Here is a 24901-nt window from a genome sequence, read left to right as displayed (position 1 = left end):
AAAGGTGGTATATATGAAAGCTTGGTTTGAAGAACATTTTCAAGAAGACTATTTAAGAGTCTATGATCACAGGGATGAAGAAAAGGCTGCGGATGAGCTTTCGTATATTATGCAATATATACCTTTGCAAAGGGGCATGAATGCAGTTGACTTATGCTGTGGTAATGGCAGGCATTCCCGTTGGCTGGCTCGACTCGGCATTCATGTGACTGCTGTTGATTTATCACCGGCTCTTTTGAAGAAAGCAATTGATTTAACATCAGATCTTCCTGTTCAATATATGCGCGGGGATGTTAGAAATATATCTTTTAAAGCTGAGCATGATGCCGTGTTTAATTTATTTACAAGTTTTGGATACTTTTCAGATGATGCGGAAAATGAACTTGTGTTTGTGAGAGCATTTGAAGCGTTGAAAGAAGATGGTTGGTTCTTTTTTGATTATTTAAATCCTAATTATGTGAAGCAGAATCTTGTCCCAAAAGATTATTCTGAGAAAGATGGACTTAAGATTACGCAGGAGCGCCGTATTTCTTCAGGTTTTGTTAACAAACGTATTACGATTCAAGAACAAGAGTCAAAACGGGAATATAGAGAACGTGTGAAATTATATGAACAGTTCGAGTTACAAAGAATGCTGTCCCGTAATGGTTTTGTAATTGAACATATGTTTGGCGACTATGACGCGACACCTTTTCGTGAAGATGAATCACCTCGACAAATATTTATTTGTCGAAAACGGTCACCTTAAATGGATAGCTTTCTATTTTATACGTTATCTTATATAATAAGGAACGTTTTGTTAAAACTGAATGAATGGGATAGAAAGGTCACGTGTGGTGAAAGATACGTGTTAAAAGGGAAATCGGTTTAAATCCGGTACGGTCCCGCCACTGTAAGCATGGTAAGTGAGCAATAGACCACTGTCTAGTAAATCTAGATGGGAAGGTGCTCTTTGTTACTGTTAAATAAATGTTTTAACAGTTTCACAATGCGAGTCAGGAAACCTGCCTTTCTAAACGGTGGTTATCCTTCGAGGAAAGGAACAGCCGGAGTTTTTTGTTATTAAAAAGTGTTTTTCTTTTTTTAATGGATAATTCCGCTCTCCTTCATAATAAGGAGAGCTTTTTTATTCTTCGTTTTTCTAGCAAATATGGGTCATTTATTTTACATAGGAGGGAATTTTAAATGAAAAAATGGTTGTATAGCGGACTATTGTCGATTAGTTTAGTGGTGATTTCAGGCTGTGGTGATGGTCAAGAGGATCAAAGTTCAGACGAAGAAAACGTAAATGAAACGGAAGAAAACCAAAACAATGACCAACAGGAAAATTCTGCATTTCCTGTGGAAATAACAGATGCTGTTGATGATTCTCTAACCATTGAGGAGAAACCGGAACGCATTGTCAGCACTGTTCCAAGTAATACAGAAATAGCATTTGCTCTTGGACTGGGGGATGAAATAGTTGGTGTGTCAGATCATGCTAATTATCCAGAAGAGGCAACAGAAAAAGAAAGAGTCGGGGGACTGGATTTTGATGTGGAAACCATTATTTCCTTAGAACCTGATTTAGTATTATCAGATGCTTCCTCTCTACAACAAGCAGAAAGTGGACTCAATCAACTTGAAGAAGCTGGTATTGATGTACTCATTGTTAATAATGCCTCATCATTTGACGATGCATATGAATCAATGGAAATGATAGGACAAGCTACTGGAACCGAGGAACAAGCTACCTCCATCGTTTCAGACATGAAAGATGACATGGAAGAATTGGAAGAAACAGCTCAAGAAATACCAGAAGACGAACAAAAGAAAGTATGGATGGAAGTCCAGCCTGCTCCTGAAATCTTTACTACTGGTCAAGGAACATTTGTACATGAGATGTTAGAAACTATTAACGCTGAAAATGCTGCTGCGGAGGAAGAGGGATGGGTTCCATATAGTGAAGAAGAAGCTGTTGACTTGAATCCAGATGTTATTATTACAACTTATGGCAGTTATTCAGAGGGAAATCCAGCTGAAAAAATAAAAGAAAGATCAGGGTGGTCAAACGTACCGGCGGTTGAAAATAATGAAATTTATGACGTAAATAATGATACTGTCAGCCGACCTGGTCCTCGTCTTGTAGAAGGGGTACAAGAATTAGCTGAACTGGTGTATCCAGATGTTTTTGCGGAATAATATTTATCTTGCCTATTTAAGCGGATTTGCATTTGTTTGTATTTGCGTTTTAATAGGGGTATCTGTTGGAAGTGTATCGATTCCGTTATCAACAAGTGCTGACATTTTGTGGCGTTCACTATGGAACTTAAATATGCCGGCTGCTGTGAATGAAACGGACGTATCGATAATTTTGAATATTAGGCTGCCACGAGTGATGTTAGCCGTACTTGTTGGTGCTGCCTTAGCAATAGCTGGTGCTGCATTTCAGGGGTTGTTAAAGAATCCATTAGCGGATCCTTATACGATAGGGGTATCATCAGGTTCTGCCCTAGGTGCGGTTATTGTGCTGTATTCAGGATTATCACTTCCGTTATTGGGCAGCTTTACTTTACCAGTGATAAGTATTATCACTGGTTTTCTAACTTTGCTGTTTATATTGGGTTTTGTCCGAATGATTGAAAAAACGTTACGAACAGAAACAATTATTCTAGCAGGAATTATTGTAAGTTCATTCTTAGGTGCTTTTATTTCTCTACTTATCGCATTGACCGGAGAAGAACTTCGACAAATCATCAATTGGTTAATGGGAAGTGTGTCGATGAGAGGATGGGAGTATTTCGGATTAATGTTTCCTTTTTTTATCATTGGTGTTTTATTGTTGTTACTAAATGGTAAAGAATTGAATGCTTTAGTGTTCGGGGAGGAAACAGCTAAAACATTAGGAGTCGATACGGATAAACGCAGAATTGTAATTCTTGCAGGTGCGTCTCTTTTGACAGGTTCGGCAGTTGCTGTTTCTGGAACCATTGGATTTGTAGGACTTGTAGTCCCTCATGTAGTTCGTTTGTTATATGGTCCAGATCACCGTTTATTACTGCCTCTTTCAATATTTGCTGGAGCGGGGTTTCTTGTTCTAACGGACTTAGGAGCCCGCACCATCATAGCTCCAACGGAATTACCGATTGGGGTAATTACAGCTATCTTAGGAGCGCCTGTATTTGGGATACTTCTATACCATCAAAGACGCCATCGAAGAAAAGGGTGATGATATGTTAAACGTAGAACATGTGAGTGGGGGATATGACTCCATTTTAGCCGTTGAGGACGTCAGTTTCCAGGTTGAACCGGGAGAAACGTTAGGAATTATCGGTCCCAACGGAAGTGGAAAATCCACATTGTTAAAAATGATTTATGGAGGCATAAAACTTGATTCTGGTAACATCTCTATACATCAAAAACCGCTACACTCTTTTTCTCAAAAAAAGTTAGCTAAAAAAATTGCTGTTCTGCCTCAGCATATGGAGGAAACTTTTTCGTATACAGTTCGTGATGTTGTTGAACTTGGCAGGTATCCTCATCAACAAGGGTGGTTCAGCCGCCATACGATGGAAGACGAAAAGATAATGGAGAACGCGATGAAGGAAACGAACGTCCATTCTTTTGCTAATCATTCTTTAGACAGCTTGAGCGGTGGTGAAAAGCAACGGGTATTTTTGGCTAGAGCACTTACACAAGAACCAGAAATTTTACTTTTAGATGAGCCGACAAACCATCTTGATATATCTTTCCAATTAAGTTTATTGGATACGTTAAAACAATGGACCAAATCTAAAAACTTGACTGTCATTGCGGTTCTCCATGATTTAAACATGGCAGGGCTTTATAGTGACCGATTGTTATTATTAGAGAATGGAAAACAAAAAGCGTTAGATAAACCAGGGTATGTATTGGAAAAAGAACAGTTGGAAAATGTATATAAGGCATCTTTGCAAAGGGAAGAACATGCATCGGTTCCACGACCGTTAATTTCACTTGAACCTGCTTATTCTAACCTTTCGGAGATGAATTTGTCTTTAGACCAGCTAACAGTTAATGAAACGGAAAAACTAGTGTGCATAGAATCTCCTTTTTATTGGAAAACATTCTCTTCAGCGGTGATAGGAGCTGGTTTTGGATGGCATCGTTATTTTGTGAATCGACACGTCGAAAAAAATTATCATGTTGATGATGTACGAGCAGAATTTGAATATTACTTACAAAAAGAAAAATATGATGTGGCAGACACAGCTGCTATGATGACTGCAGCTGTACTTTATGATGGATCTTTTGTTAGAGTGCATGGTTACCCAGATATTTTTGTATATGTGACCGCAGGTATATCAAATGCCGTAGATGCTTCACTAGCTAATCAAAAAGAAACAACATTAAATCAAAATGGTACAATAAATGGATGGATATTCATAGATGGCACATTAACAGAAGCAGCTTATGCTCAAGTGATGATGACGGCGACAGAAGCAAAGTCAAAAGCGTTATTTGATAAAAATATTTTTGATAAAGAAACAGGGACCATGGCGACAGGGACATCGACGGATAGTTTATTAGTAGCTGCCTCACAAACCGGTCCGACTTTTGAATACGGGGGTACAATATCCCCATTGGGAAAAAAGTGGCAAAATCTATATATGAAGCAGTCTGCCATGCATTAGATAACTATCATGTTCGTCAAAACGAGGATAAAAAATGATAATCTTTTTACATTTAGGAGCCGTAACGTTGGCTTATTTTTTTGATCGATTGCTTGGGGACCCACGAATTCCGTGGCATCTTGTGTCCATTATGGGGAAAATCGTTTCTATTTTCGATAATGTTTTTAATAAGGGAAAACATATAAAACAAAAAGGTCTTTTAGTCGTCATTTTAGGAACTGTTTTTTTTCTTGGGATTAGTTTGTCAACAACTTTAGTGTTGTATCGTCTTCACATCGCAGCAGGATTTGTATTTGAAACGTGTCTGATTTGGTTTAGTATTGGCGGTAAGAGCATGATTCAATCCGTAAATCGCATACACCTTTGTTTAAAAAATAATGATATAGAAAACGCTAGAAAACAGACTGCCATGATAGTATCAAGGAATACTACACATATGAATGATCAAGAAATTACGAGATCGGTGCTTGAAAGTACGGGGGAAAATATTTCTGATAGTATGGCGGCTCCAATGTTTTATGCTCTGCTTGGAGGGGCCCCACTTGCTGTTTGGTATCGATTTGTTAATACGGCGGACGCGATGGTAGGTTATAAAACAGAAAAATATATCGATTTTGGTTGGGCTGCTGCTCGCCTTGATGATGTGTTAAATTATATCCCTGCACGATTGACAGCATTTCTGATGATATTTACTGCATGGAAGATAAAAAAAGCGACGTGGCAAGAAGCGTTTTTGATAATGAAAAAATATTCGTCTTTTCATGACAGTCCCAACAGTGGATACGGAGAAGCTGCAATGGCGGCAGTATTAAATGTGACATTAGGTGGTCCCACTAGTTATCACGGAAAAACTGTATCCCGTCCTTATCTTGGAAACGGAAAACGCGTGTTAAATCACCAGTGCATAAATGACGGTATAATTATATGGAATTGGAGCGGAGTAATGGTTCTTGTTTTTTTATGGATGATAGGAGGAATTTATTTTGTCCTGGCCTGAACATGGCGCGATGCCACATGCACTTATGAAACAGTTGAATCAAGTAAGACAAGATCAACCTATGGACTTTAGTGTAAATACTAATCCATTGGGACCTCCGGATGAACTATATCATAATATGCCTAAATGGGTATTGCTATCAACGCAATATTCTGAACCTTCGTTACAGACAATAAAGCAAGCTATTTCCGAAGCACTAAATGTGAAGCCAGGTCAAGTTCTTCCTGGAAACGGTGGAGCGGAACTTATTTACGCAGCAGCAAGACTTTTTCAACAAAAAAAAGTAATTCTCATAGAGCCGACTTTCACCGAATACCGAAAAGCACTTGAAGCGAACCAAGCTTTTATTGTGCCTATCTATGTTTCAGAGTCATCTGAATGGAAATGGTCGTTTGAACATATAAAGATTTATTTGGAAAACGCTGACGGTGTGTGGATTTGTAATCCTAATAACCCTACCGGTAAAGCGGCTGATCAATCGGAATTAATGAAGCTATTAGAATATTGTAAGAAGAAGCAAAAAACGTTAGTTGTTGATGAAGCCTTTTACGATTTTCAACAAGAACCTTTCCCCTTTTTGGCGTACACAAAAAATGAGTATCCAGTAGTGCAACTCCGTTCCTTAACTAAAATGTTTACTATTCCCGGGTTACGTGCGGGTTACATGGTAGCTTCAGAAAATGTTATACATCAACTAAACCGATTTTTTCCACCTTGGAATGTCAATATCGTTGCAGAAAAAGCAATGTCTTCTGTTTTACATCAAAAACAATTTGTTGAGCATACGGTTTCTTTTATCTCACAAGAACGAGATCGAATAAAAAAGGAACTTGATCATCATACGTCATTTTATATATTTACAGCGGATGTCAATTTCTTTTTACTCTGTCATAGAGATTTTCGGGATACAAAAGAATTGCTCGTATTTCTAGCTGAAAATAATATTCACGCAAGACACACTTATCATTTTCCTAAGTTAGAAGGAAAATACATTCGACTTGCTGTAAGGACAAAGCCTGAAAACGATTATTTGATTGATACTTTATTAAGGTGGAACGACAAATGCTAACGTTTATCTGTGGTGGAGTTCGAAGCGGAAAAAGCAGAATAGGGGAAAACATAGCGGAAAAGAACAGAATAACGAATGAAAGCCGTCTTATTTATTTAGCAACCTGCCGTTATACAGATGAAGAAATGATTAAAAGAATTCAACATCATAAGTTAGATAGAAGAAATAGAAATGGATATTGGATAACGATAGAGCAACCTACCAACATAGATACAATAGTAGGAAGACTTAAAAAAAAGGATATTGTATTTCTCGATTGTTTAACGACATGGCTTAGTAATGAAATGTTTTACGATTATTCGGATATCTGTTCTAATCATATCAAACATTATATGAAAGAAACGGTGGAGCAACTAGAGGCATCGTGTGCTCATTTAATCATTATTAGTAATGATATTTTTCATGAACCTGTACCAGTACATAAAGAAACGTATCTATACATGCAAATACTTGGGGAACTACATCAATATTTCGTGCAACAAGCAAAAAATGTTATTGAAATGGAAGCAGGAAAACCTTTGCTGAGAAAAGGAGAATACTTATGATTAAAGGTTTGATGATATGGGGGACGACATCAGATGCTGGTAAAAGTTACTTAGTAACTGGTCTATGCCGCGCATTGTCTAACAGAGGATATAAAGTAGCTCCATTCAAAGGACAAAACATGTCTAATAACTCTTTTGTCACGGATTCGGGTCATGAAATTGGCAGAGCACAAGGATTACAGGCAAAAGCGGCTAGAGTTGAGGCTACAGTACATATGAATCCTGTTTTACTAAAGCCTCGCGGAGATTCTACTGCAGAAGTAATCATTCATGGAGAATCTTTAGGAAGTCCGCAAGCAATGGAATACCGTCAAGATTTTTTTGGGAAAGCATCCTCTGCAGTGGAGAAATCACTGTCAATATTAGAACAGTCATATGATTTAGTCATTATGGAAGGGGCAGGAAGCCCAGTAGAAGTGAACTTAATGGACAAAGATATTGCTAATTTAGTCACGGCGTCCATGACAAATGTACCAGCTCTTTTAATAGCAGATATTGAAAAAGGTGGACTATTCGCCAGTGTCATAGGAACTTTGAATCTTCTTCCGCACCCCCATCGAGATAGAGTTAAGGGATTGATTGTAAATCAATTTAGAGGGGATCGCCGCTTATTTAAAGACGGGGAGCTATGGCTTAAGAAACGTACCGGACTTCCCGTTCATGGCATACTGCCGAAACTTGATATACGTATCGAAGGGGAAGATTCGTTGTCGTTTTCAGCTATAGAATTCTCTTCTGTTTCAACTGAGCCCAGTATTGATATAGCAGTCATTGCACTTCCATACGTTTCAAATTATACGGATATAGAACCATTTTCTGCTGAACCTGATGTCTCTGTTCGTATTGTTAGAAATAGTAATGAATTTGGCTTTCCAGATGCCGTTATCTTGCCTGGATCTAGAAGCACGATTCATGATTATTTGTATCTTTTAGAAAAGGGGCTTATAAGCAAAATTATTTCATTTTATGAAATGGAAAAAGGCTACGTAGTTGGGATTTGTGGTGGATTTCAAATGTTAGGGGAAGAATTAAAGGATAACGAAGGGCATGATAGTAAAAAGAGCGGAACGGTCGTTAAGGGAGCGTCCTTGTTTCCGGCACGAACGTATTTCATGGACAATAAAAAAACTACGCAATGGAATGGATATTTTATAACGGAAGATAGTTCGCGTTACCCTATTTCTGGTTTCGAAATTCATACAGGTCAGACTGATTGCAACAATCAAACAGCTTGTATACCATTATTTTATGATGAATATGGGGAGCCGGAAGGGTTGCGGTCCAGTGACTATCGTTTAATAGGAACGTACATCCATCATCATTTTTATAATGACAAATGGAGATCGCACTGGTTAAATCAGATACGTCTTAGTAAAAAACTAAAAAGGAAAGACCCTATCCCCTTTAAGGATTCTAAAAATGAACAATTAGATAAGTTAGCGGATACTTTTGAAACTTATTTAGATTTGGACGAAATTATACGCGTGATGGAGCGTGCAAAGAAATGAAAAGACGGCTGATTTTATACATACAAGGATTACAAATGGCTTTTGCTTTTTTAACTATTTTGCCCTGTGGGTCTGTTTCTTGGGATCAAAAAACAGCTCGACATTCTATTTTCTTTTTTCCCGTTTGCGGGGTAGTGATCGGTCTCATTACAGCAATCACGATATCTGTATTAATGATGTCTTCGTTGCCGGTTTATATTATTGCTTTTTTTGCAATCATTATTGTGATCGGTCTACACGGCGGATTGCACCTTGACGGCTGGATGGATGTTTCAGACGCTGCTGGATCTTGGCAGGATAAAGAGAAAAAAATTAAAATAATGAAAGATAGTTATACTGGAGCAGTTGCGGTATGGTCCACCATGTTATTACTTGGGGGACGATTTTTATTTATCTTATATGTCATTGACATACAGTATGTGTCTCATTGGTTTTTGTTTGTGATTATTCCCGTTTTTTCAAGAACAGCGATGGCCCATCTACTAATAACTGCTCCGCTATTAAAACAAGAGGGGTTGGCAGCCTGGTTTCGTGAAAAAACAAAACCTTTGGATAAATGGATGGTTTTAACCGTAAGTGTTATGATAACAGGAATGATGATGTATAGTACGATGACACCCCTTTTCTTTTTTGTATTTATTCTAGTTGTTGCTATTCTTTTTTACTGGATAGGACGCTTATTCTTTTATACGATGTTTGGTGGGATAAACGGGGATACTGCAGGGGCAATGTGTGAAGGGATGGAAACTATTTTATGGCTGAGCAGTGCGTTATTTATTTCATTCGTCATGGGATGACGGAAGGGAATCGTTTAAAACAATACACAGGCTGGTCAGATCCTTGTATTTTGCCAAGTGAACGTTTTCGTTTAAAACATGCGTCAGCACCAGTTGTTGACGAGGTATGGTGTAGTGACTTAAAACGAGCGGTGGAAACTTCTAACGTATTGTTCCCGGGCCATACGTTAAGACAAACGTGGATGATAAGAGAAATGTATTTTGGGGATTTCGAGGGAAAGGATTATAATGAATTAAAAAAGCAGTCTGAATATAGATATTGGTTGAATGATATGAAAGAAAGAGCTCCGGTTAATGGAGAGACAATGGATGATTTTCATAATCGTATACACCAGGCCTGGAAAAAAATAAAACAAACCAAAAGTAAACGTATTGCAGTTGTAACACACAGTGGGTGGATAAGAGAGTGGTGTCAGCTGTATGTGAAAGATCATCCATTGAATAATTTATGGCATATTCCATATGCAGCAGGAATAAAGGCATCGTTTCAAAGAAAGGGAGGGAAGTGGCATTGTACGTTGTTACAGGAGGCGCCTTTAATGGAAAAAAAGACTGGGTATTAGCAGAGTTTGTTCTTACATCGAATAGATATGAATGGTTTGATCTTTATAAATACACTGCATACGAGTGGCTTCCTGTTACAGAACTAGAAAATAATATAATAGTGATCCAGGGAATTGAACAAGGTTTAAAACAAACGTTAGCAAACGATAAAAAAGATGCCTCACACTTTTTTAATCAGTATTTGCTGCCCTTGTTAAAATGGGAAGAGGTTAATGTTGATAGAAAGGTTATTATAATAGGAACGGATATAACCAAAGGTGTCGTTCCTTTAAACCAAGAAACGAGAGAATGGCGTGATGAAACAGGCCGTCTATATCAACAACTTTATCAAAATGCGGAAGAAGTTCACCGTATATGGTTTGGTATATCACAACAATTAAAGTCAGGGAGGTCGTAACGTGAAATTGTACACACGTAGTGGAGATAAAGGAAAAACGAGTGTTATTGGTGGCAAAAGGGATAAAGATGATATTCGAATCGAGGCGTATGGAACATGTGATGAGTTGAACGCCTTTGTTGGGAGAGCCGCAGCACTATTAGATTATGAACGGTTTCCTGACATTAAAATGGAATTAGCCCAAATTCAACACGAATTATTTGATTGCGGTAGCGATCTTTCTTCTATAAAAAAAGATACAACGTTTAAGGTAGACGAATCAATGATTACTTTCCTAGAAGAGAGAATGGATGATTATACAGAAGAAGCTCCGTCATTACAGCGTTTTATTCTACCTGGTGGAACAAGTGCAGCAGCGGAACTTCATGTATGCCGTACTGTTACTAGAAGAGCAGAGAGGCTGACAGCAAAACTAATGAGAGAAGAAGAAATGAATGAGGATGTTTTTAAGTACCTTAACCGGCTATCCGATTATTTTTTTGCTGCAGCAAGGGTAGTTAATTATCGTTTAGAAATAGCGGACGTTGAATATGAACGCAGCGCTATCGTCTTTCATACATCGAATAAAGAAAAATAAAACAATATACCCCATTAATGTTTTGGATACTACTATAAAATAAGTATTGGACAAAAATATATCATAAAATGAGACAAGCCTTCATATCATTATAGTAAATACAGAAAATATATCTGGAGGTTTGTCTCATGGATTATATGAAGCGGTTTTTAGTAGTTGGATTATTTACTGCCATTCTCATTTGTCTGATGCTTTTTATTGGTGCTTCTTCTACATATGCAGTTGATGATGATTATATGTGGCCGACAGATGGAGAAATCACGGACACTTTTGGGACAAGAGGAGGAAATCATGATGGTATTGACATTGCAGCAAAAAAAGGGGCAAATGTCGTCGCTTCAGGTTCCGGGGAAATAATACGTTCTGATTATTCCGCTTCTTATGGACATGTCATTTTCATTTCTCATGAAAATAATGATGAAACCGTATATGCTCACTTGTCAGAAAGATTAGTAGAGGACGGAGACATAGTATCAAAAGGGGAAGTCATCGGTAAAGTAGGAAATACGGGGCATTCCAGAGGAGCGCATTTGCATTTTGAACTCCATGAAGGAAAGTGGAATCCATCTAAATCTTATGCTGTTAATCCATTGTCCTTTTTAAAAAAGGGAATTGAGTCTGTAGATACTACAAATAAAAATAATCGTACCGATGAAGTATTGTCCTTGGTTAGAAGTGAAATGCAGGAAACAAATGAACATAAAGAACAAACTACTTATACGGTGGAAGAAGGAGATACATTATGGGGAATAGCGCAAACATATGATGTAACGGTGGAAACATTACAAGAAACAAATGATATTGCAGGCTCTTTAATATATCCAGATCAAGAATTGACGATTAATTAAGACCTCCCCATGAATAACAAAAAAAGTTGTGATAGAATAGGGGTACTCTAAAGAGTAAAGGAAGCTTATGATATGGAACCATATTTATACGATGATATTAATCTTGATGCCTCTTTTTTGCTATGGCTTAATAAGCAGACGGATTATCTTGAAAATGAAGAATGGATGCTTGATGCCTTTTTATTTTCATTGCGAAAAATTTCGAGACATAACTTTATCCGGCTGGACAAAGACTTCTATTTACACCGTCGTTTTTGGAAAGGAATGGAGTTTCCATTTCGTTATAAGTTATTAACAAAAAGAAAAAAACCAGGTGATTTTGTTTTATATCACTTTATCGAAACGGTATTAATAACAGAAGAATGGATAATAAAAGACTCTTATTATGCTTCTATCACTGATAAGGGAGAAGCTTTTTTGCGTTTACCAAGAAAAGCACAGTGGAATCAAATATTAGGATACATATGGCCTCAACAATAACGAACTTGATATTTTTTAAAAAGGTTGGGACAAAAGTGTTTTATTCATAAGGAAAGTCCGAATGATTCTCTTGAATCCATTCGGACTTTTTCATTTCTGATTGTAATACATCGCTTCGTCAAAATACTTTGTTTAACCTTATTCAGCAGCCTCGCTTCTCTGATGAGCTGGAGCATTCCTATGGGTGGGGAGTCTCCGCTTCCACTCCTGCCCATAGTCGACTTCTCCCTGTCATAGAAAAGGAGCTGCACCTTTTGATACAGCTCCTACTAGCATTACACTTCAATTTTTTCAGAAGATGTTATTTCTTCAATAGATGTCAAATCAGTTAATACTTCTTCTGTAGCCTCTTTATCCACAGCAAGCATCATTATAGCATCTCCACCTTCTTCTTTACGACCAACTTGCATCGTTGCAATATTCAACTCATGTTTTCCAAGTAGTTGTCCCATTTTTCCAATGACACCAGGTTTATCGGAATGTTGGATATAAATTAAGTGCCCCGTTGGATAAAAGTCTACGTTGAAATCGTTAATACGTACAATTCTTGGTCCATATTCTTTTACATATGTTCCGTGAATAGTAAAGCTACGGTTTTCCCCTTTTACGGTAGCCTGCATAAGATTAGAATATCCGAGAGCGTTTGTATGGTGTTTTTCTCCGTACGTAATTCCGCGTTCTTTTGCGATGATTGATGCGTTTACGTCATTAACAGGTGCGTCGATTCTAGTACTTAAGAAACCTGCTACCAATGAACGGGTAAGGACAGAAGTCTCCAATTCTGTCACTTCTCCACTGTAATGAACATCAACGTCTTGAACTGGGCTTTTCATACTTTGTGACAAAATGTATCCCATTTTCTTCGATAGCTCATAGTAAGGTTGCAGTCTTTCGAATTTTTCTTTAGACATAGTAGGTAAATTAATCGAATTCAAGGCAGGCATTCCATTTAAAAATTGAAGAACTTCGTCTGACACCTGTGCTGCCACATTCAACTGTGCTTCTTTAGTAGAAGCGGCTATATGCGGAGTAGCAATAACATTTTTAAACGTTAATAGTTTATTGTGTTGTGCTGGTTCTTCCTCAAATACATCAAGTGCTGCACCGCCAACTTGTCCTGTTTCAAGGTGATGATAAAGAGCTTCTTCATCAATGATACCACCACGTGCGCAATTAATAAGGAATACACCAGGTTTTGTTTTCGCGATACTTTCTTTATTTAATAATCCTTTTGTATCTTTAGTTAATGGAGTATGAACAGTGATAATATCAGCTGCACCCAATACTTCCTCCAATTCTCCTATATCAATACCAAGTTTTTCCGCTCTTTCTTGTGTTAAGAAAGGATCGTACACAATAATAGACATATCAAAACTGCGGGCTCGTTTCGCTAGTTCCGAACCGATACGTCCAAAGCCAACAATACCAAGCGTTTTTCCGCGAAGTTCCACACCTTGAAATGCTTTTCTATCCCATTTTTTTCCTTTTATCGATGCATTAGCCTGCGGCACATTTCTAGCAAGAGACATAATCATTGCGAATGTGTGCTCTGCAGTCGAAATGGTGTTACCATCAGGAGCATTAATTACAACAATACCTCGTTTCGTTGCTGCATCAACATCTATATTGTCAACTCCAACCCCTGCACGTGCAATAATTTTCAGGCTGGTCATTTTGTCCATGATTTCTGGAGTAACTGTTGTTCCACTTCTTACTAGAAGGGCCTCATAACTATCAAGATCATTCACATCATGAACATTTTCTTGGACACACTCTACACCTTCATTTCCTAAAAGTGGGGCAAGTCCTTCTTTACTCATTGAATCAGACACTAAAATTCTGGAAATTTGATTGTTTGCCTCTTTTTTTGTTTCCTCAGCTGGTTGTTGAATCATGATCTCTCCACTCCTTTTTAGAATTATATTTCCTTTTTATGTTTCAAAAGATTGTTCCTAATGGCAAGGTCCATGTATTGAATGACTAGCACTCAGTCATTTATGGTACAAAAAAAACTCCCTGCCCACACGAATAAGATTCGCAAGGGGCGGAAGTTTCCGCGGTGCCACCCTCATTTTTAAGCAAATGAATACTTTCTTAGGGAGCTAAAGCTCCAAGGTAACGGATTAGCCGTTCGCTTCTACTGTTATTGTTTCAAAGCGAATGCTCAGAAGTGCTATCAGAAATGTGTTATACCGGTTCTCAGCTTTCCCGGCTCTCTGAGATAAACATTCATTTCGTCATTCTTCATCTACGCATTAATAATTAAATTTTTTGTGAATTCTAAGAACACTCTAACCGAGGAGTGTTCATGAAAGTGATTACAGTAGCTTTCACTTGTTACTAGTAATCATTTAATAAAGTATGTATACTCTATTCATTGCTTGTAAATGTATCATAGGTGACATAAAAAGTCAATATACTAAAACAGGAACAAATGAATGAAAAAGGGGAGGATGCTAATTAGGTGGTATGAGGTTAAAAAAGGGGACACACAGGCAAAAATTGCATTTAATCATAAAGTCAGGCTGGAAGCATTAACGTATGAAAATCAAAGTAATCCTGCTTTTCATTCGTATTTGAAACCTGGTACTTTTCTTCGAATTCCAACAGATAATTCATACAATCTTTCTGAGAAAGATAACGGATGTTTGTACGAATATGGGTGGAGAGAGTTGGAAAATGACCGCTTGAAAGTCGGTCCGTCCATACATTGTGAAAAAATCGGATTATCAGTTCTTGGTAAACCTATTTGGCTATTTCGCACTGGAACAGGGAAGAAAAAAATATTTATTTCTGCTGCATGGCACGGAAATGAGTGGCTTAACACGTGGTTGCTAATGAAGTTTTTGCAAGAATGGGAAACAAGACTTAATAAAAGAAAAAGCTGGTTCGGGTTAAATATAGAAGAACTGTATCAAAATGTTACGTTATTTGTAGTACCATTGGTGAATCCTGATGGGGTTGAATTAGTTCAAGAAGGTATTTATGGGTTAAACAATTATCAGCAAGATATTTTGCAAATAAATGAAGGTTACAAAGATTTTAGACATTGGTCGGCTAATGCATCGGGTGTAGATTTAAATCACCAATGGCCAGCAGACTGGTACGAAGAAGCGAGATCGAGTCCGGGACGACCTTTTTTCAGGCATTTTGGAGGGTACTCCCCTTTATCTGAACCAGAAACGAAAGCAATTCATGAATTATCAACGAAAGAAGAATTTTCCCATGTCATTGCCCTACACTCTCAAGGTGAAGAAATTTATTGGGGCTATCAGAATCAAGAACCTGATGAAAGTAAGGAGCTCGCGAATCGTCTCGCTAGAGCTAGTTCGTATAGGGCTGTTAAAACAGCGGATAGTAAAGCAGGGTATAAAGATTGGTTCATCAAAGAATTTAAACGTCCTGGATTTACTGTCGAAACTGGAACAGGTCAGAATCCATTACCGTTAGAAGCGTCTAAAAGAATTTGGATAACTTGTCTGCCCTTGTTGTTGGAGAGTATTACTTTTCCAGATTTCTCATGATTTGAGAGATGTGCATGTCTAATGAAATCCCAGAAATAGGGATATATTTTTTTCTCTAAAAAAAGCATTAGGATAGAGACATCCCAATGCTTTTTTTAGTTTTATTTTTTATAGCGTTCAATGCAATCGTCAACCAGCTTAGCAGCAGCGGCTGCATCTTCCCATTTACCAACTTCGGTTTTTTTGTTTTCCAAGTCTTTATATGTTTTAAAGAAATGGGAGATTTCATCGAGTTTATGTTGAGGTACGTCTTTAATGGATTGGATATTATCGAATCTTGGGTCTTCTGTAGGGACAGCCAAAAGCTTTTGGTCCTCTTCTCCATCATCAACCATTTCCAAGTATCCAATGACACGTGAATCAATAGCGCATCCTGGGAAAGTTGGATTTGTAACGAGTACAAGGATGTCCAAAGGATCATCGTCAAGTGCAAGTGTGTTGTCGATATATCCATATTCTGCTGGATAAAACATGGAGGAAAAAAGAACGCGGTCTAATTTGTAGTGGCCCTTATCCTTGTCAAATTCGTATTTGTTTTGACTACCGGTTGGAATTTCAATAATTGCTTCTACTTCTCTGTTTTCTGCTGACATCATACAGCCTCCTTAATATGTAAACAATTTCACTAAGAATTATAGCAGGAATGGCAATAAAATAAAAACAAGAAAAAAATAAAAGTTTATTCTTTATTCAATTTTGTACGGATCACCTTCAAAAGGCGTATTAGAGACTTGAATAGAATTAGTAGGACATCCCTCGTAAGCGTCTAACATATCTTCTTCCAACGCGTCAGAGATAGGAGAAGTTCCTGTATTATCGTCGATGATTACTTCGGCAAGCCCTTCGTCATCGTAATCATAAATGTCCGGAGCAGCAACTCCGCATGCTCCGCATGCTATACAGGTATCTTTATCTACTATAGTGAAGCTTGCCATATATATCACCTCTAAAAGATACAATGTATAAGTATACAAGTATATTCATGTTTCTGAGAGTATTCTGTTTCATATTGTATGCTTTCGTGATAAACTTTTCAATAGGGACAAAATAGAAGAAGTGAACGATTTAAGACATATTCCAAAATCTCTATTTCCTATAAAATTAAAAAGGTGAGGTTGGTGTATTGAATAATCTTTCCTTTCGCCAAACTATTTTTTTATACTTATCAGATCATCTAGATGGAGAACGTTCTGTTAATTCCATCTTTCACATATTAACTGGCAAAAGATCGTCGCAAACGATTCAAGATATAAAATGGTATAATCTTACAAAATATTTTCATATGTTTCCTTACTGGAAAATCTCGGATTTCACAGCAGAAACCGATGAATTAGTGAAATATGAACTTATTGACACAAATGAAAACTTAGTAAGAATGACAGCAAAAGGTAAACAATATCTTACTGATTTTCTATTACATTATGACTGGCCTGCTTTTTTTAACGGCTGGAAATATGGACAAGCAGAATCGCTGTTTTGGAAAAGAGTATCCTTGCTTATTCAATGTTTATCTTATGCGTTAGCAAAAAATCGTTCGTTTTTACCGGTATTTGAAGAGGAAGAAGTACAGCAATGGTTGAAACAACGGTGGCCTAAAAATGATAAAACGAAACAAGTTCTAGCAGATGCGTTGTTGGGGGAGTTATTTCAATTGCTGGAACAGCTTTCTAACCAGGATGCTTTTTTATTTAGTTATCGTTTATCCGGTTATAATTATACAGGTCTTACCATGCGCCAGCTTTCGGAAATGACTTTGTTGGAGGAAGATGAATGTTACTTCCGGTTTCAAGCAGTAATACACTATTTACTGGAACATGTTGATCAAACAACGTATCTTAAAGAAGCCGCTTATAATTTAATAGAAAAAACTGTCTTAACCAGAACCACTAAACATACACTCTATTATCTCAAGCAAGGTTTTACGATGGATGAAATATCATACATTCGCCAGTTAAAGCGAAGTACAATAGAAGATCACGTAGTGGAAATTGCTTCGGAGGATGAGGAATTTCAGATACATCAGTATGTATCTGAATACTGGAAAAATTTGATTGTAAATAAAATGAAGTCGGAAAAAACAATGAAGTTAAAGACGATAAAAGAAGCATTACCAGAGCCAGGAGTAAATTATTTTATCATTCGTTTGACGCTCGCTTATTATGGAGGTAATCATGGGAACACTTGATAATCGTTTATATGAATGGTTTGGTTATTCTTCATTTAAACACAATCAACGGGAAATCATAGAATCTGTCTTATCGGGTGAAGATGTATTTTTGATGACTGCAACAGGTTCAGGGAAATCGCTTTGTTACCAATTACCAGCTTTATTGAAACAAGGTACGGCAATTATTGTGTCTCCTCTGCTCGCTTTAATGGAAAACCAAGTACAGGAATTAAAACAGCTTGGGATAAAAAATGTTGCATCCTATAATAGTTTTTTGAGCTTAAAAGAAAAAAAAAGTGTATTAAATCGACTGCCTGAATATAAGCTGATATACATATCACCGGAAAGTCTACAGCAAAAAGATGTACTAGATAAATTATCTAGATTGAATGTGTCGTTACTTGCTGTAGATGAAGCACATTGCATTTCGCAATGGGGTCACGAATTTCGAACGGATTATTTAAAAATCGGTGAAGCGCGAAATAAGATGGGAAGTCCACCATGTCTAGCATTAACAGCTACAGCTGCTCCAGAAGTGAGAAAGGATATCCTAGATAAGCTGAATATGAAAGATCCCGTTATTAAGTGCGATACTGTGGATCGAACGAATATATCTATTCGCACGATAAAAAAAGAAACGGAAGAAGAAAAACGAATTGAGTTAATAGATTGCGTGCGAAAACTACCAAAACCAGGCATGGTTTATGTAGGGAGTCGTAAAAAGGCAGAGGAGTTAGCGGAAGCGATAAAAAATGAGATGCCATTTGCTGCTTCAGCTTATCACGGAGGCATGACTAAAGAGGATCGCCACCTTATTCAACAGCAATTTTTATTAGATGAAGTACAAATTATTTGTTGTACTAATGCTTTTGGTATGGGGATAAATAAGCCTAATATTCGGTTTGTCATTCATTTTGATTATCCAAAAGATATTGAGTCTTATGTTCAAGAAATGGGAAGAGCGGGAAGAGACGGACAACGAAGCACCTCGATTTTATTGTACACAGAGATTGATCACGTTTTTCCGAGGAAAATGATTGAATGGGAATTTCCAACCGAAGAAGAGGTACAATATATTTGTGAAGTGTTACGCACAGATGATAGCCATGACGTTACGCGAAAAAGGGTTGAATCTTATGGTTTTGAAGATGTTCATGCCCGTTTTATATCGCATTATTGGGAAGAATGGAGAAATAAGGAAGATGCTCGTTCTCAGGAAGAGTTCATAAACATGGTTATAAAAAGGCGTAAAGGCTGGAAATTCAATAAGCTCATCCAAATGGAAGAATGGATAAGCAATAACAATAAGTGCAGACGGGAAACACTACTCGAAACGTTTGGAGAAACGCTACAATCTCCCGCTAAACAATGCTGTGATGTATGTGGTATAACAGAACCGTTGGAAGATGTTGATGAGGCGGGAGATGCTGGCTTTCCAATGATGTCATGGCAGGACAGACTATACGCGCTATTACAACAACAGACACATAAAGGATGATGGAAGGATGGAACCAAATTATAAAGAGGATCAGGCGGAACAATTACGTCAACGATCCGAGCGTCGCTCTCAAAAAGAAAGTAAAGAAGAGCAGATGTCTGTCTCTTCTTTACCATCGAGAAGTGAAACCCACAAAAATAAACGTAATAAAATGAAAGTACGAATCAGTTTTCCTTTAGCGCGGTTATTACTTATCTTATTTGTGCTGCTTGTCTTAATTGCAGTGTTTGCTCCGCTATGGCTTGATCAGTAAGAAACCCGTTTTTTAAAATTGCGCGAAAGCAAACTATGAAGCAAATAAGAGAGAAAAGGATTGTAATAACAATAGCCCTATAAATAAAACTATTTATTTAAAATGAGTGTGGCGCTTTCCTCTGTCAATGGAGAAGACAGAGCTAATCCGACAAAACAAATAATGACGCCTATTCCCATCATAATAAAAGGGATGACTAATGTTATTTTTCTCATTAAGAAAAATAACAATAAAAAAAATCCAATTCCAAATAAACCGGCTCCAATTAAAAAAATTATCAAATCCATGTAAAGTTCCTCCAAGAATATTACTTGATATTATTATAGCTATTACACATACAAAATGCTAGGTAATAGAAACATGATGAAATAAATCAAGTGGAAAGGTCGATAAAGATGAAAAAGTTAGTGTTATTACCTATACTTTTGCTGCTGTGGTTGTTTTGGATGTTCCAAGAAGCCAAAAAAAACGTTGTGAAATCAGAAATTTTGCCTGTTACCGACTTGCCCGAAAGCTTCTCAGGAAGAAGCATTTTTTTTATTTCAGATATTCATTTTCGCAAAATTCCAGGAAAGTTATTGCAAAATATTGAAAAAACACCGGACTTCGTTATTGTTGGTGGTGATTTAACGGAGAAGGATGTTCCGTTGCAAAATGTTTTACACAACATACGTCAGTTAAAAAAAGTCGCTCAAGTTGTATTTGTATGGGGAAACAATGACATAGAAGAACAACCTGAAATACTGCGAGATTTGCTTCAAGACGAGGGAGTTATCATTCTTGAGAATGAGTGTATTTCTTGGGAAGTGAACAATGAAAAAGTTGAAATTGCAGGAATAAGCGATCAAAATCAAGTTGTTGATGATCGTTTTTTGAGTGGTAATAGGTCCAGTGATATCTCCATTTTAGTCACACATGATCCAGCGGTATTAAATAAACTTTCCCATTTGCAATCAATTTGTGCGGCTCTTACAGGACACACGCACGGTGGACAAATTCGCCTAGGGCCGTTTGGACTTCGAGAAAAAGGAGGATGGAAGGTTAGACGCGGGATTCCTTTATTAATTAGTAATGGATATGGAACGACAACGTTGCCTTTACGTTGGGGAGCTCCAGCTGAAACTCACCTTATTACCTTAAAACGAAAGGAAGAAGGAGCCATAAAATTTTACAATCAATAAAACGACTCTTACACTAAAAGCAAAGTTTTTACAGAATGATTTCTTTCTCTTTCTCACCTCTTTCTGGTTTGTGAATACCATGTAGTATTATCGCGCCCAGTTATTTGCTTATTTTTAAGCAAGGTAGAGCAGGAGGAATAAAAGATGGAATTATATACTTGGCCGGAAGATAGAGTGAAAATACTAATAAATAAAAAAGAGTTGTTTGAAAATGGTTTAGATCCGCATCAAGGGTTTGTCAGTAACCATGAAGCAGAGTTGTTTTTTTCTAAACTTCTTCACACAATTTGTAATCATTTTAATTGGAACACCGATATACACATTGATGCAGAAATTAGAGAATCGGAGCAAGATGCTATTTTTCTCATTATTGATTGCTTAGATGAAAAAGGAAACAAATTAAAACAGGAACAATCTACATCGCCATACAGTATTTTATTTCGGTTTGCACGGGAAGAAGATGTGTTAACTTTTGCCAAACGAGCCGAAATTCATGGATTGACAGGTGGAACATATATCTTTTTTTACCCATGTTATTATTTGTTATTCGATCCTTTTCTCTTTAAAAATGCTGATAAAATTATTATGTTATTAGAAGAATATGGGGAAAGATCTCCTTTAAATCCAGATTATATTAGAGAAAAAGGAAAAATTATTAGCAATGATTCTGCCTTGCAGTTTATCTTCGCCAAATTTGAATAGTCTAAAACAGTAAAATAACAGGAAAAGCAAGGAGACATAAGGATGAAAAAGGAAACAATTATTATCATTGGAGCTGGTCCTTGCGGATTAGCGGCAGGGCTTGCTCTACAAAACAAAGGATATGATCCATTGTTGATAGAGAAAAACAATGTTGTCCATTCGATATATCAATATCCCTCGCATCAAACGTTCTTCAGTTCAAGTGAGAAGTTAGAAATTGGCGGCTTTCCGTTTCCTTCAATAGAACGAAAGCCCAAAAGACATGAAGCACTTGTTTATTATAGACAAGTAGCGAACAGAAGTAAGTTGAGAATTCAATCGTATGAGCGAGTAGAAGACATCGTTGAGGAGGAGAGCTGTTTTTATGTGAAGACACAAAAACAAACTGGAGCTTACAAGATGTATAACGCGAGTAAAATAATAGTGGCTACGGGATATTATGATAATCCTAATTTGATGGAGATACCAGGTGAGAATTTGCCACATGTCTATCACTACTTCAAAGAGAGCCATCCTTTTTTTCAAAAAAAGGTAACGGTCATAGGAGGTAAAAATTCGGCGGTAGATGCAACTCTTGCTCTCGAACAAGCAGGTGCAGAAGTAACTGTCCTTTATCGAGGGGAAGAGTTTACTAAAGAGGTGAAGCCGTGGATACTCCCTGACTTTCATTCTCTAGTTCGTCACGGCGCTGTGACAATGGAATATGAAGCTGAAGTAAACCGAATTACTTCGTCTCATGTCCACTATAAGAAAAACGGAAAAGAGTTAGCAGTAGAGACGGATTTCGTTTTGGCCATGACAGGATATCATCCGAATCATACTTTTTTGCAGCGGATGGGAGTCAAAATAGAGGGAGATACGGGCCTACCTATACACAATAAAGAGACAATGGAGTCAAATGTGAAAGGTATTTACATAGCAGGTGTTATTGCCGCTGGTAACGATGCCAATGAAATATTTATAGAAAATGGGCGTCACCATGGGGAGAAAATAGCTGCGTCAATAGAATCGGAAGGGTTGTGACCCTTCCGGTTGATTGATGATTCGTTACTTCTTTTCAAAACTGCGTTTCATCTCTTCTAACGAAAAAGAACTTTCAAGCGCAGCCATAAGTTTTAAACGTGCTTTGGGTCCATTCAATCCATGGGCGAATATAACTCCTATTTCTTTTAAATGTTGGCCGCCCCCTTCATAACTGTATACAGCGTGGACGCTGCCGCTGAAACATCTTGTAGCTATTACTACTGGGATTTGTTGTTTAATTAGTGATTGAATAGGTTTTAACAGCGAAGAAGGCACGTTTCCTTGTCCCATTGCCTCGATGACAACGCCATCCAAAGGCTGAGATATAATGTGCTGAAAAACATTTTCTTCCATCCCGGCATACGTTTTCATTAACAATACTTTTTTATTAAAATATGAAACATTAAAAGATTCATCTATACGTTCTGGTTGTTGATACAAAAGTATTTCATGTTTTGTAGCTTCTCCAACCGGACCTGTCATTGGACTTTGAAAGGAAGCAACATTTGATGAATGCGATTTAGTTACGTATTTTGCTAAATGAATATGTTCGTTCATTACAACGAGAACCCCAGCCCCTTGAACATTTTCATTCGCAGCAGTCTGAACAGCAGTAATAAAATTGTAAGGGCCATCTGAACTAATTTCATTACTTGAACGCATGGCACCCGTGAACACAACCGGAATACTACTGCTGTGAAGCAGGTCAATGGCATAGGCTGTTTCTTCAAGTGAATCGGTTCCGTGTGTAATCACCACACCATCAGCGTTTGTTTCTTGCAAGCGTTTATTCATTAGTTGGAATAAACTCAGCATATGTTCTGATGTTATGTGTGGAGACGGAAGGTGAAAAGCATCTTCTGATATAATGTCGACATTTTCGCTTGCAATCCCATCCCATTGGTGTAAGGGGTTTCGATCACTTGTAGTGACTCCTCCTGTTTCTTTGTTTTCCTGCATAGAAATAGTTCCGCCTGTATGAAGAATAAGTATTTTTTTCACTTATTTCATTCCTTTCATTGATGTATTATTGCTATATTCTATCATAAGCTCTCTTTTCCGGTGTGAAAACAGCGTGTTACTATTATTATAAGAAGAGGGGATGGGATGCAAAAGTGATTGCCCTTGTAACAGCAGCTCTGGCACCGGGTATTGCCTTATTAAGTTATTTTTACTTACGTAATGAATATGAATCAAGGACTTTTACACAAGTTTTAAGAGCATTCATTATTGGTGCGCTGCTTGTGTTCCCTATTATGGTGCTTCAATATGCGTTAGAAGCAGAATCGATATTTGAGGCAGAGTGGTTACATGCTTTTGTTGGAGTTGCAGGACTGGAAGAATTTTTTAAATGGTTTCTTTTGTATTTTGCAATATATCGTTTTGTGTTATTTCAATCTCGTTATGATGGTATTATTTACGGAGTTGCTTTATCATTAGGATTCGCCTCAGCTGAAAATGTAATGTATTTAATGGCGTTAGGAATAGATTCTGCTATTGGCAGAGCATTTCTTCCTGTTTCAAGTCATGCGTTATTTGGTGTGGTAATGGGGTATTATATGGGGTGTGCAAAAAAATCCAAGCCTAATAACTTTAAACTTTGGATTAGTTTATCACTTGTTGTACCTATTATTTTGCATGGTGTATACGACTTGATACTATTAACAATTCACGAAAATGTGATGTTTATTATTGTGCCATTTATGTTTTTTTTGTGGTGGTTTGCTTTATCCAGAACAAAAAAAGCAAACGAAAAAATGGCTTAGAAAGGATGCAGGTTATGACTGGGGAAACTCGTTATCGGGTCATTGTTCGGTGCCCGAAATGTGGTGAAAGATATATTCTTCGCGGCCGAAATAACGAAAAAGGCGAATTGGAGACAGGATTTAAACAGTGTATATGTGGAAATGAATCCAATCTTCATATTGATGCTACACCAGAGTAATAATAACTGTTGCAAAACTTCTTTGTATCGTGTACGGTTTTAATAACAACTAAATTTTCTGTATTCTTATCGAGAGAGATGGAGGGACAGGCCCTGAGAAATCTCAGCAACCAGCCTAAAGTGGTCAGGTGCTAATTCCGTCAGATGTTATGTCTGAGAGATAGGATGAAGTGA

The 24901-nt window shown here is 37.4% G+C and carries 28 protein-coding genes, 2 riboswitches and 1 other annotated feature; of the genes, 23 read left to right on the top strand and 5 right to left on the bottom strand.

Annotation, left to right across the window (positions count from 1 at the left end):
- Window positions 1–13: 13 nt before the first annotated feature.
- The 14 genes from J2S78_RS09440 (at window position 14) to J2S78_RS09375 (ending at window position 12434) form a co-directional block, all read left to right on the top strand.
- On the top strand, window positions 14–748 hold the full coding sequence (locus tag J2S78_RS09440; RefSeq protein ID WP_306898076.1) for a class I SAM-dependent methyltransferase: 735 nt from the start codon (window positions 14–16) through the stop codon (window positions 746–748).
- A gap of 59 nt (window positions 749–807) precedes the next feature.
- A riboswitch (cobalamin riboswitch) is annotated at window positions 808–1026 on the top strand.
- A 159-nt stretch (window positions 1027–1185) separates the two neighbouring features.
- Window positions 1186–2181: an ABC transporter substrate-binding protein gene (locus J2S78_RS09435; RefSeq protein ID WP_306898075.1), complete on the top strand. Its 996-nt coding sequence runs from the start codon at window positions 1186–1188 to the stop codon at window positions 2179–2181.
- Window positions 2165–3208 carry a FecCD family ABC transporter permease gene (locus tag J2S78_RS09430; RefSeq protein ID WP_306898073.1) on the top strand — a complete coding sequence of 348 codons (1044 nt, stop codon included), beginning with the start codon at window positions 2165–2167 and terminating at the stop codon, window positions 3206–3208. The genes J2S78_RS09435 and J2S78_RS09430 overlap by 17 nt, the downstream gene beginning before the upstream one ends.
- Window positions 3162–4652 carry an adenosylcobinamide amidohydrolase gene (locus tag J2S78_RS09425; protein ID WP_306898071.1) on the top strand — a complete coding sequence of 497 codons (1491 nt, stop codon included), beginning with the start codon at window positions 3162–3164 and terminating at the stop codon, window positions 4650–4652. Before J2S78_RS09430 ends, J2S78_RS09425 begins: the two co-directional genes overlap by 47 nt.
- Before the next feature lie 34 nt (window positions 4653–4686).
- A complete protein-coding gene (cbiB, locus tag J2S78_RS09420; RefSeq protein WP_306898070.1) occupies window positions 4687–5649 on the top strand; it encodes an adenosylcobinamide-phosphate synthase CbiB in 963 nt (320 codons plus the stop codon).
- Entirely contained in the window at window positions 5636–6718 is a 1083-nt protein-coding gene (locus tag J2S78_RS09415; protein ID WP_306898069.1) for a pyridoxal phosphate-dependent aminotransferase, read from the top strand. Before cbiB ends, J2S78_RS09415 begins: the two co-directional genes overlap by 14 nt.
- The gene (locus J2S78_RS09410; RefSeq protein WP_306898068.1) at window positions 6712–7263 is read left to right on the top strand and encodes a bifunctional adenosylcobinamide kinase/adenosylcobinamide-phosphate guanylyltransferase; all 552 of its coding nucleotides are present in this window, start codon (window positions 6712–6714) and stop codon (window positions 7261–7263) included. The genes J2S78_RS09415 and J2S78_RS09410 overlap by 7 nt, the downstream gene beginning before the upstream one ends.
- Window positions 7260–8771 (top strand): cobyric acid synthase, encoded by a 1512-nt coding sequence (locus J2S78_RS09405; RefSeq protein ID WP_306898066.1) that lies wholly within the window; start codon window positions 7260–7262, stop codon window positions 8769–8771. Before J2S78_RS09410 ends, J2S78_RS09405 begins: the two co-directional genes overlap by 4 nt.
- A complete protein-coding gene (locus tag J2S78_RS09400; RefSeq protein ID WP_306898064.1) occupies window positions 8768–9568 on the top strand; it encodes an adenosylcobinamide-GDP ribazoletransferase in 801 nt (266 codons plus the stop codon). Before J2S78_RS09405 ends, J2S78_RS09400 begins: the two co-directional genes overlap by 4 nt.
- Window positions 9526–10131, top strand: a complete 606-nt coding sequence (locus J2S78_RS09395) for a histidine phosphatase family protein (RefSeq protein WP_306898062.1) — start codon at window positions 9526–9528, stop codon at window positions 10129–10131. The genes J2S78_RS09400 and J2S78_RS09395 overlap by 43 nt, the downstream gene beginning before the upstream one ends.
- Window positions 10080–10529, top strand: coding sequence for a bifunctional adenosylcobinamide kinase/adenosylcobinamide-phosphate guanylyltransferase (locus J2S78_RS09390; RefSeq protein WP_306898060.1), 450 nt, complete (start codon window positions 10080–10082; stop codon window positions 10527–10529). The genes J2S78_RS09395 and J2S78_RS09390 overlap by 52 nt, the downstream gene beginning before the upstream one ends.
- Window position 10530: 1 nt before the next feature.
- Entirely contained in the window at window positions 10531–11106 is a 576-nt protein-coding gene (locus tag J2S78_RS09385; protein WP_306898059.1) for a cob(I)yrinic acid a,c-diamide adenosyltransferase, read from the top strand.
- A 128-nt stretch (window positions 11107–11234) separates the two neighbouring features.
- On the top strand, window positions 11235–11954 hold the full coding sequence (locus J2S78_RS09380; RefSeq protein ID WP_306898057.1) for a peptidoglycan DD-metalloendopeptidase family protein: 720 nt from the start codon (window positions 11235–11237) through the stop codon (window positions 11952–11954).
- 72 nt (window positions 11955–12026) lie between these two features.
- Complete coding sequence (locus tag J2S78_RS09375; protein ID WP_306898054.1) at window positions 12027–12434, top strand: hypothetical protein; 408 nt, start codon at window positions 12027–12029, stop codon at window positions 12432–12434.
- 275 nt (window positions 12435–12709) lie between these two features.
- Here the strand turns inward: J2S78_RS09375 and serA are convergent, their stop codons facing one another.
- The gene (gene serA / locus J2S78_RS09370; protein ID WP_306898052.1) at window positions 12710–14329 is read right to left on the bottom strand and encodes a phosphoglycerate dehydrogenase; all 1620 of its coding nucleotides are present in this window, start codon (window positions 14327–14329) and stop codon (window positions 12710–12712) included.
- 142 nt (window positions 14330–14471) lie between these two features.
- Window positions 14472–14694: a binding site (T-box leader), on the bottom strand.
- Window positions 14695–14887: 193 nt separating this feature from the next.
- Here serA and J2S78_RS09365 point away from each other — a divergent pair.
- Entirely contained in the window at window positions 14888–15958 is a 1071-nt protein-coding gene (locus tag J2S78_RS09365) for a M14 family metallopeptidase (protein ID WP_306898050.1), read from the top strand.
- A gap of 101 nt (window positions 15959–16059) precedes the next feature.
- Here the strand turns inward: J2S78_RS09365 and J2S78_RS09360 are convergent, their stop codons facing one another.
- Both J2S78_RS09360 and J2S78_RS09355 read right to left on the bottom strand, forming a co-directional pair.
- Window positions 16060–16551: an inorganic diphosphatase gene (locus J2S78_RS09360; protein WP_306898049.1), complete on the bottom strand. Its 492-nt coding sequence runs from the start codon at window positions 16549–16551 to the stop codon at window positions 16060–16062.
- A gap of 93 nt (window positions 16552–16644) precedes the next feature.
- Entirely contained in the window at window positions 16645–16893 is a 249-nt protein-coding gene (locus J2S78_RS09355; protein ID WP_306898047.1) for a ferredoxin, read from the bottom strand.
- A gap of 188 nt (window positions 16894–17081) precedes the next feature.
- Here J2S78_RS09355 and J2S78_RS09350 point away from each other — a divergent pair, with 188 nt between their 5' ends.
- From J2S78_RS09350 to J2S78_RS09340, 3 genes are read left to right on the top strand one after another with little or no spacing between them, the layout of a single operon-like run.
- Entirely contained in the window at window positions 17082–18143 is a 1062-nt protein-coding gene (locus J2S78_RS09350; protein ID WP_306898045.1) for a YpbB family protein, read from the top strand.
- The gene (locus J2S78_RS09345; protein WP_306898044.1) at window positions 18130–19623 is read left to right on the top strand and encodes a RecQ family ATP-dependent DNA helicase; all 1494 of its coding nucleotides are present in this window, start codon (window positions 18130–18132) and stop codon (window positions 19621–19623) included. The genes J2S78_RS09350 and J2S78_RS09345 overlap by 14 nt, the downstream gene beginning before the upstream one ends.
- 7 nt (window positions 19624–19630) lie before the next feature.
- Complete coding sequence (locus tag J2S78_RS09340; protein ID WP_306898041.1) at window positions 19631–19876, top strand: hypothetical protein; 246 nt, start codon at window positions 19631–19633, stop codon at window positions 19874–19876.
- A gap of 89 nt (window positions 19877–19965) precedes the next feature.
- On the opposite strand, the gene J2S78_RS09335 is transcribed toward J2S78_RS09340, so the two are convergent.
- Window positions 19966–20163 carry a hypothetical protein gene (locus J2S78_RS09335; RefSeq protein WP_306898040.1) on the bottom strand — a complete coding sequence of 66 codons (198 nt, stop codon included), beginning with the start codon at window positions 20161–20163 and terminating at the stop codon, window positions 19966–19968.
- A 108-nt stretch (window positions 20164–20271) separates the two neighbouring features.
- On the opposite strand from J2S78_RS09335, the gene J2S78_RS09330 reads away from it, so the two are divergent.
- The 3 genes from J2S78_RS09330 to J2S78_RS09320 all read left to right on the top strand — a co-directional run bounded on the left by J2S78_RS09330 (window position 20272) and on the right by J2S78_RS09320 (window position 22782).
- Window positions 20272–21057: a metallophosphoesterase gene (locus J2S78_RS09330; RefSeq protein WP_306898038.1), complete on the top strand. Its 786-nt coding sequence runs from the start codon at window positions 20272–20274 to the stop codon at window positions 21055–21057.
- 144 nt (window positions 21058–21201) lie between these two features.
- Entirely contained in the window at window positions 21202–21759 is a 558-nt protein-coding gene (locus J2S78_RS09325; RefSeq protein WP_306898036.1) for an adaptor protein MecA, read from the top strand.
- A 42-nt stretch (window positions 21760–21801) separates the two neighbouring features.
- Window positions 21802–22782 carry a YpdA family putative bacillithiol disulfide reductase gene (locus J2S78_RS09320; protein WP_306898035.1) on the top strand — a complete coding sequence of 327 codons (981 nt, stop codon included), beginning with the start codon at window positions 21802–21804 and terminating at the stop codon, window positions 22780–22782.
- Between the two features lie 24 nt (window positions 22783–22806).
- Here the strand turns inward: J2S78_RS09320 and J2S78_RS09315 are convergent, their stop codons facing one another.
- A complete protein-coding gene (locus tag J2S78_RS09315) occupies window positions 22807–23784 on the bottom strand; it encodes an asparaginase (protein ID WP_306898034.1) in 978 nt (325 codons plus the stop codon).
- A gap of 113 nt (window positions 23785–23897) precedes the next feature.
- Between J2S78_RS09315 and prsW the strand changes: the two genes are divergently transcribed.
- A complete protein-coding gene (gene prsW / locus J2S78_RS09310; RefSeq protein WP_306898033.1) occupies window positions 23898–24548 on the top strand; it encodes a glutamic-type intramembrane protease PrsW in 651 nt (216 codons plus the stop codon).
- A gap of 14 nt (window positions 24549–24562) precedes the next feature.
- Window positions 24563–24727, top strand: a complete 165-nt coding sequence (locus J2S78_RS09305; RefSeq protein WP_306898032.1) for a hypothetical protein — start codon at window positions 24563–24565, stop codon at window positions 24725–24727.
- A 63-nt stretch (window positions 24728–24790) separates the two neighbouring features.
- Window positions 24791–24894, top strand: a riboswitch (SAM riboswitch).
- The last annotated feature ends 7 nt before the right edge of the window (window positions 24895–24901 follow it).

This window comes from Salibacterium salarium, from assembly GCF_030813635.1.
Classification (GTDB): Bacteria; Bacillota; Bacilli; order Bacillales; family Marinococcaceae; genus Salibacterium; species Salibacterium salarium.
The sequence above is the reverse complement of the archived record's forward strand: the minus strand, read 5'-3'. Positions and strand labels throughout refer to the sequence as shown.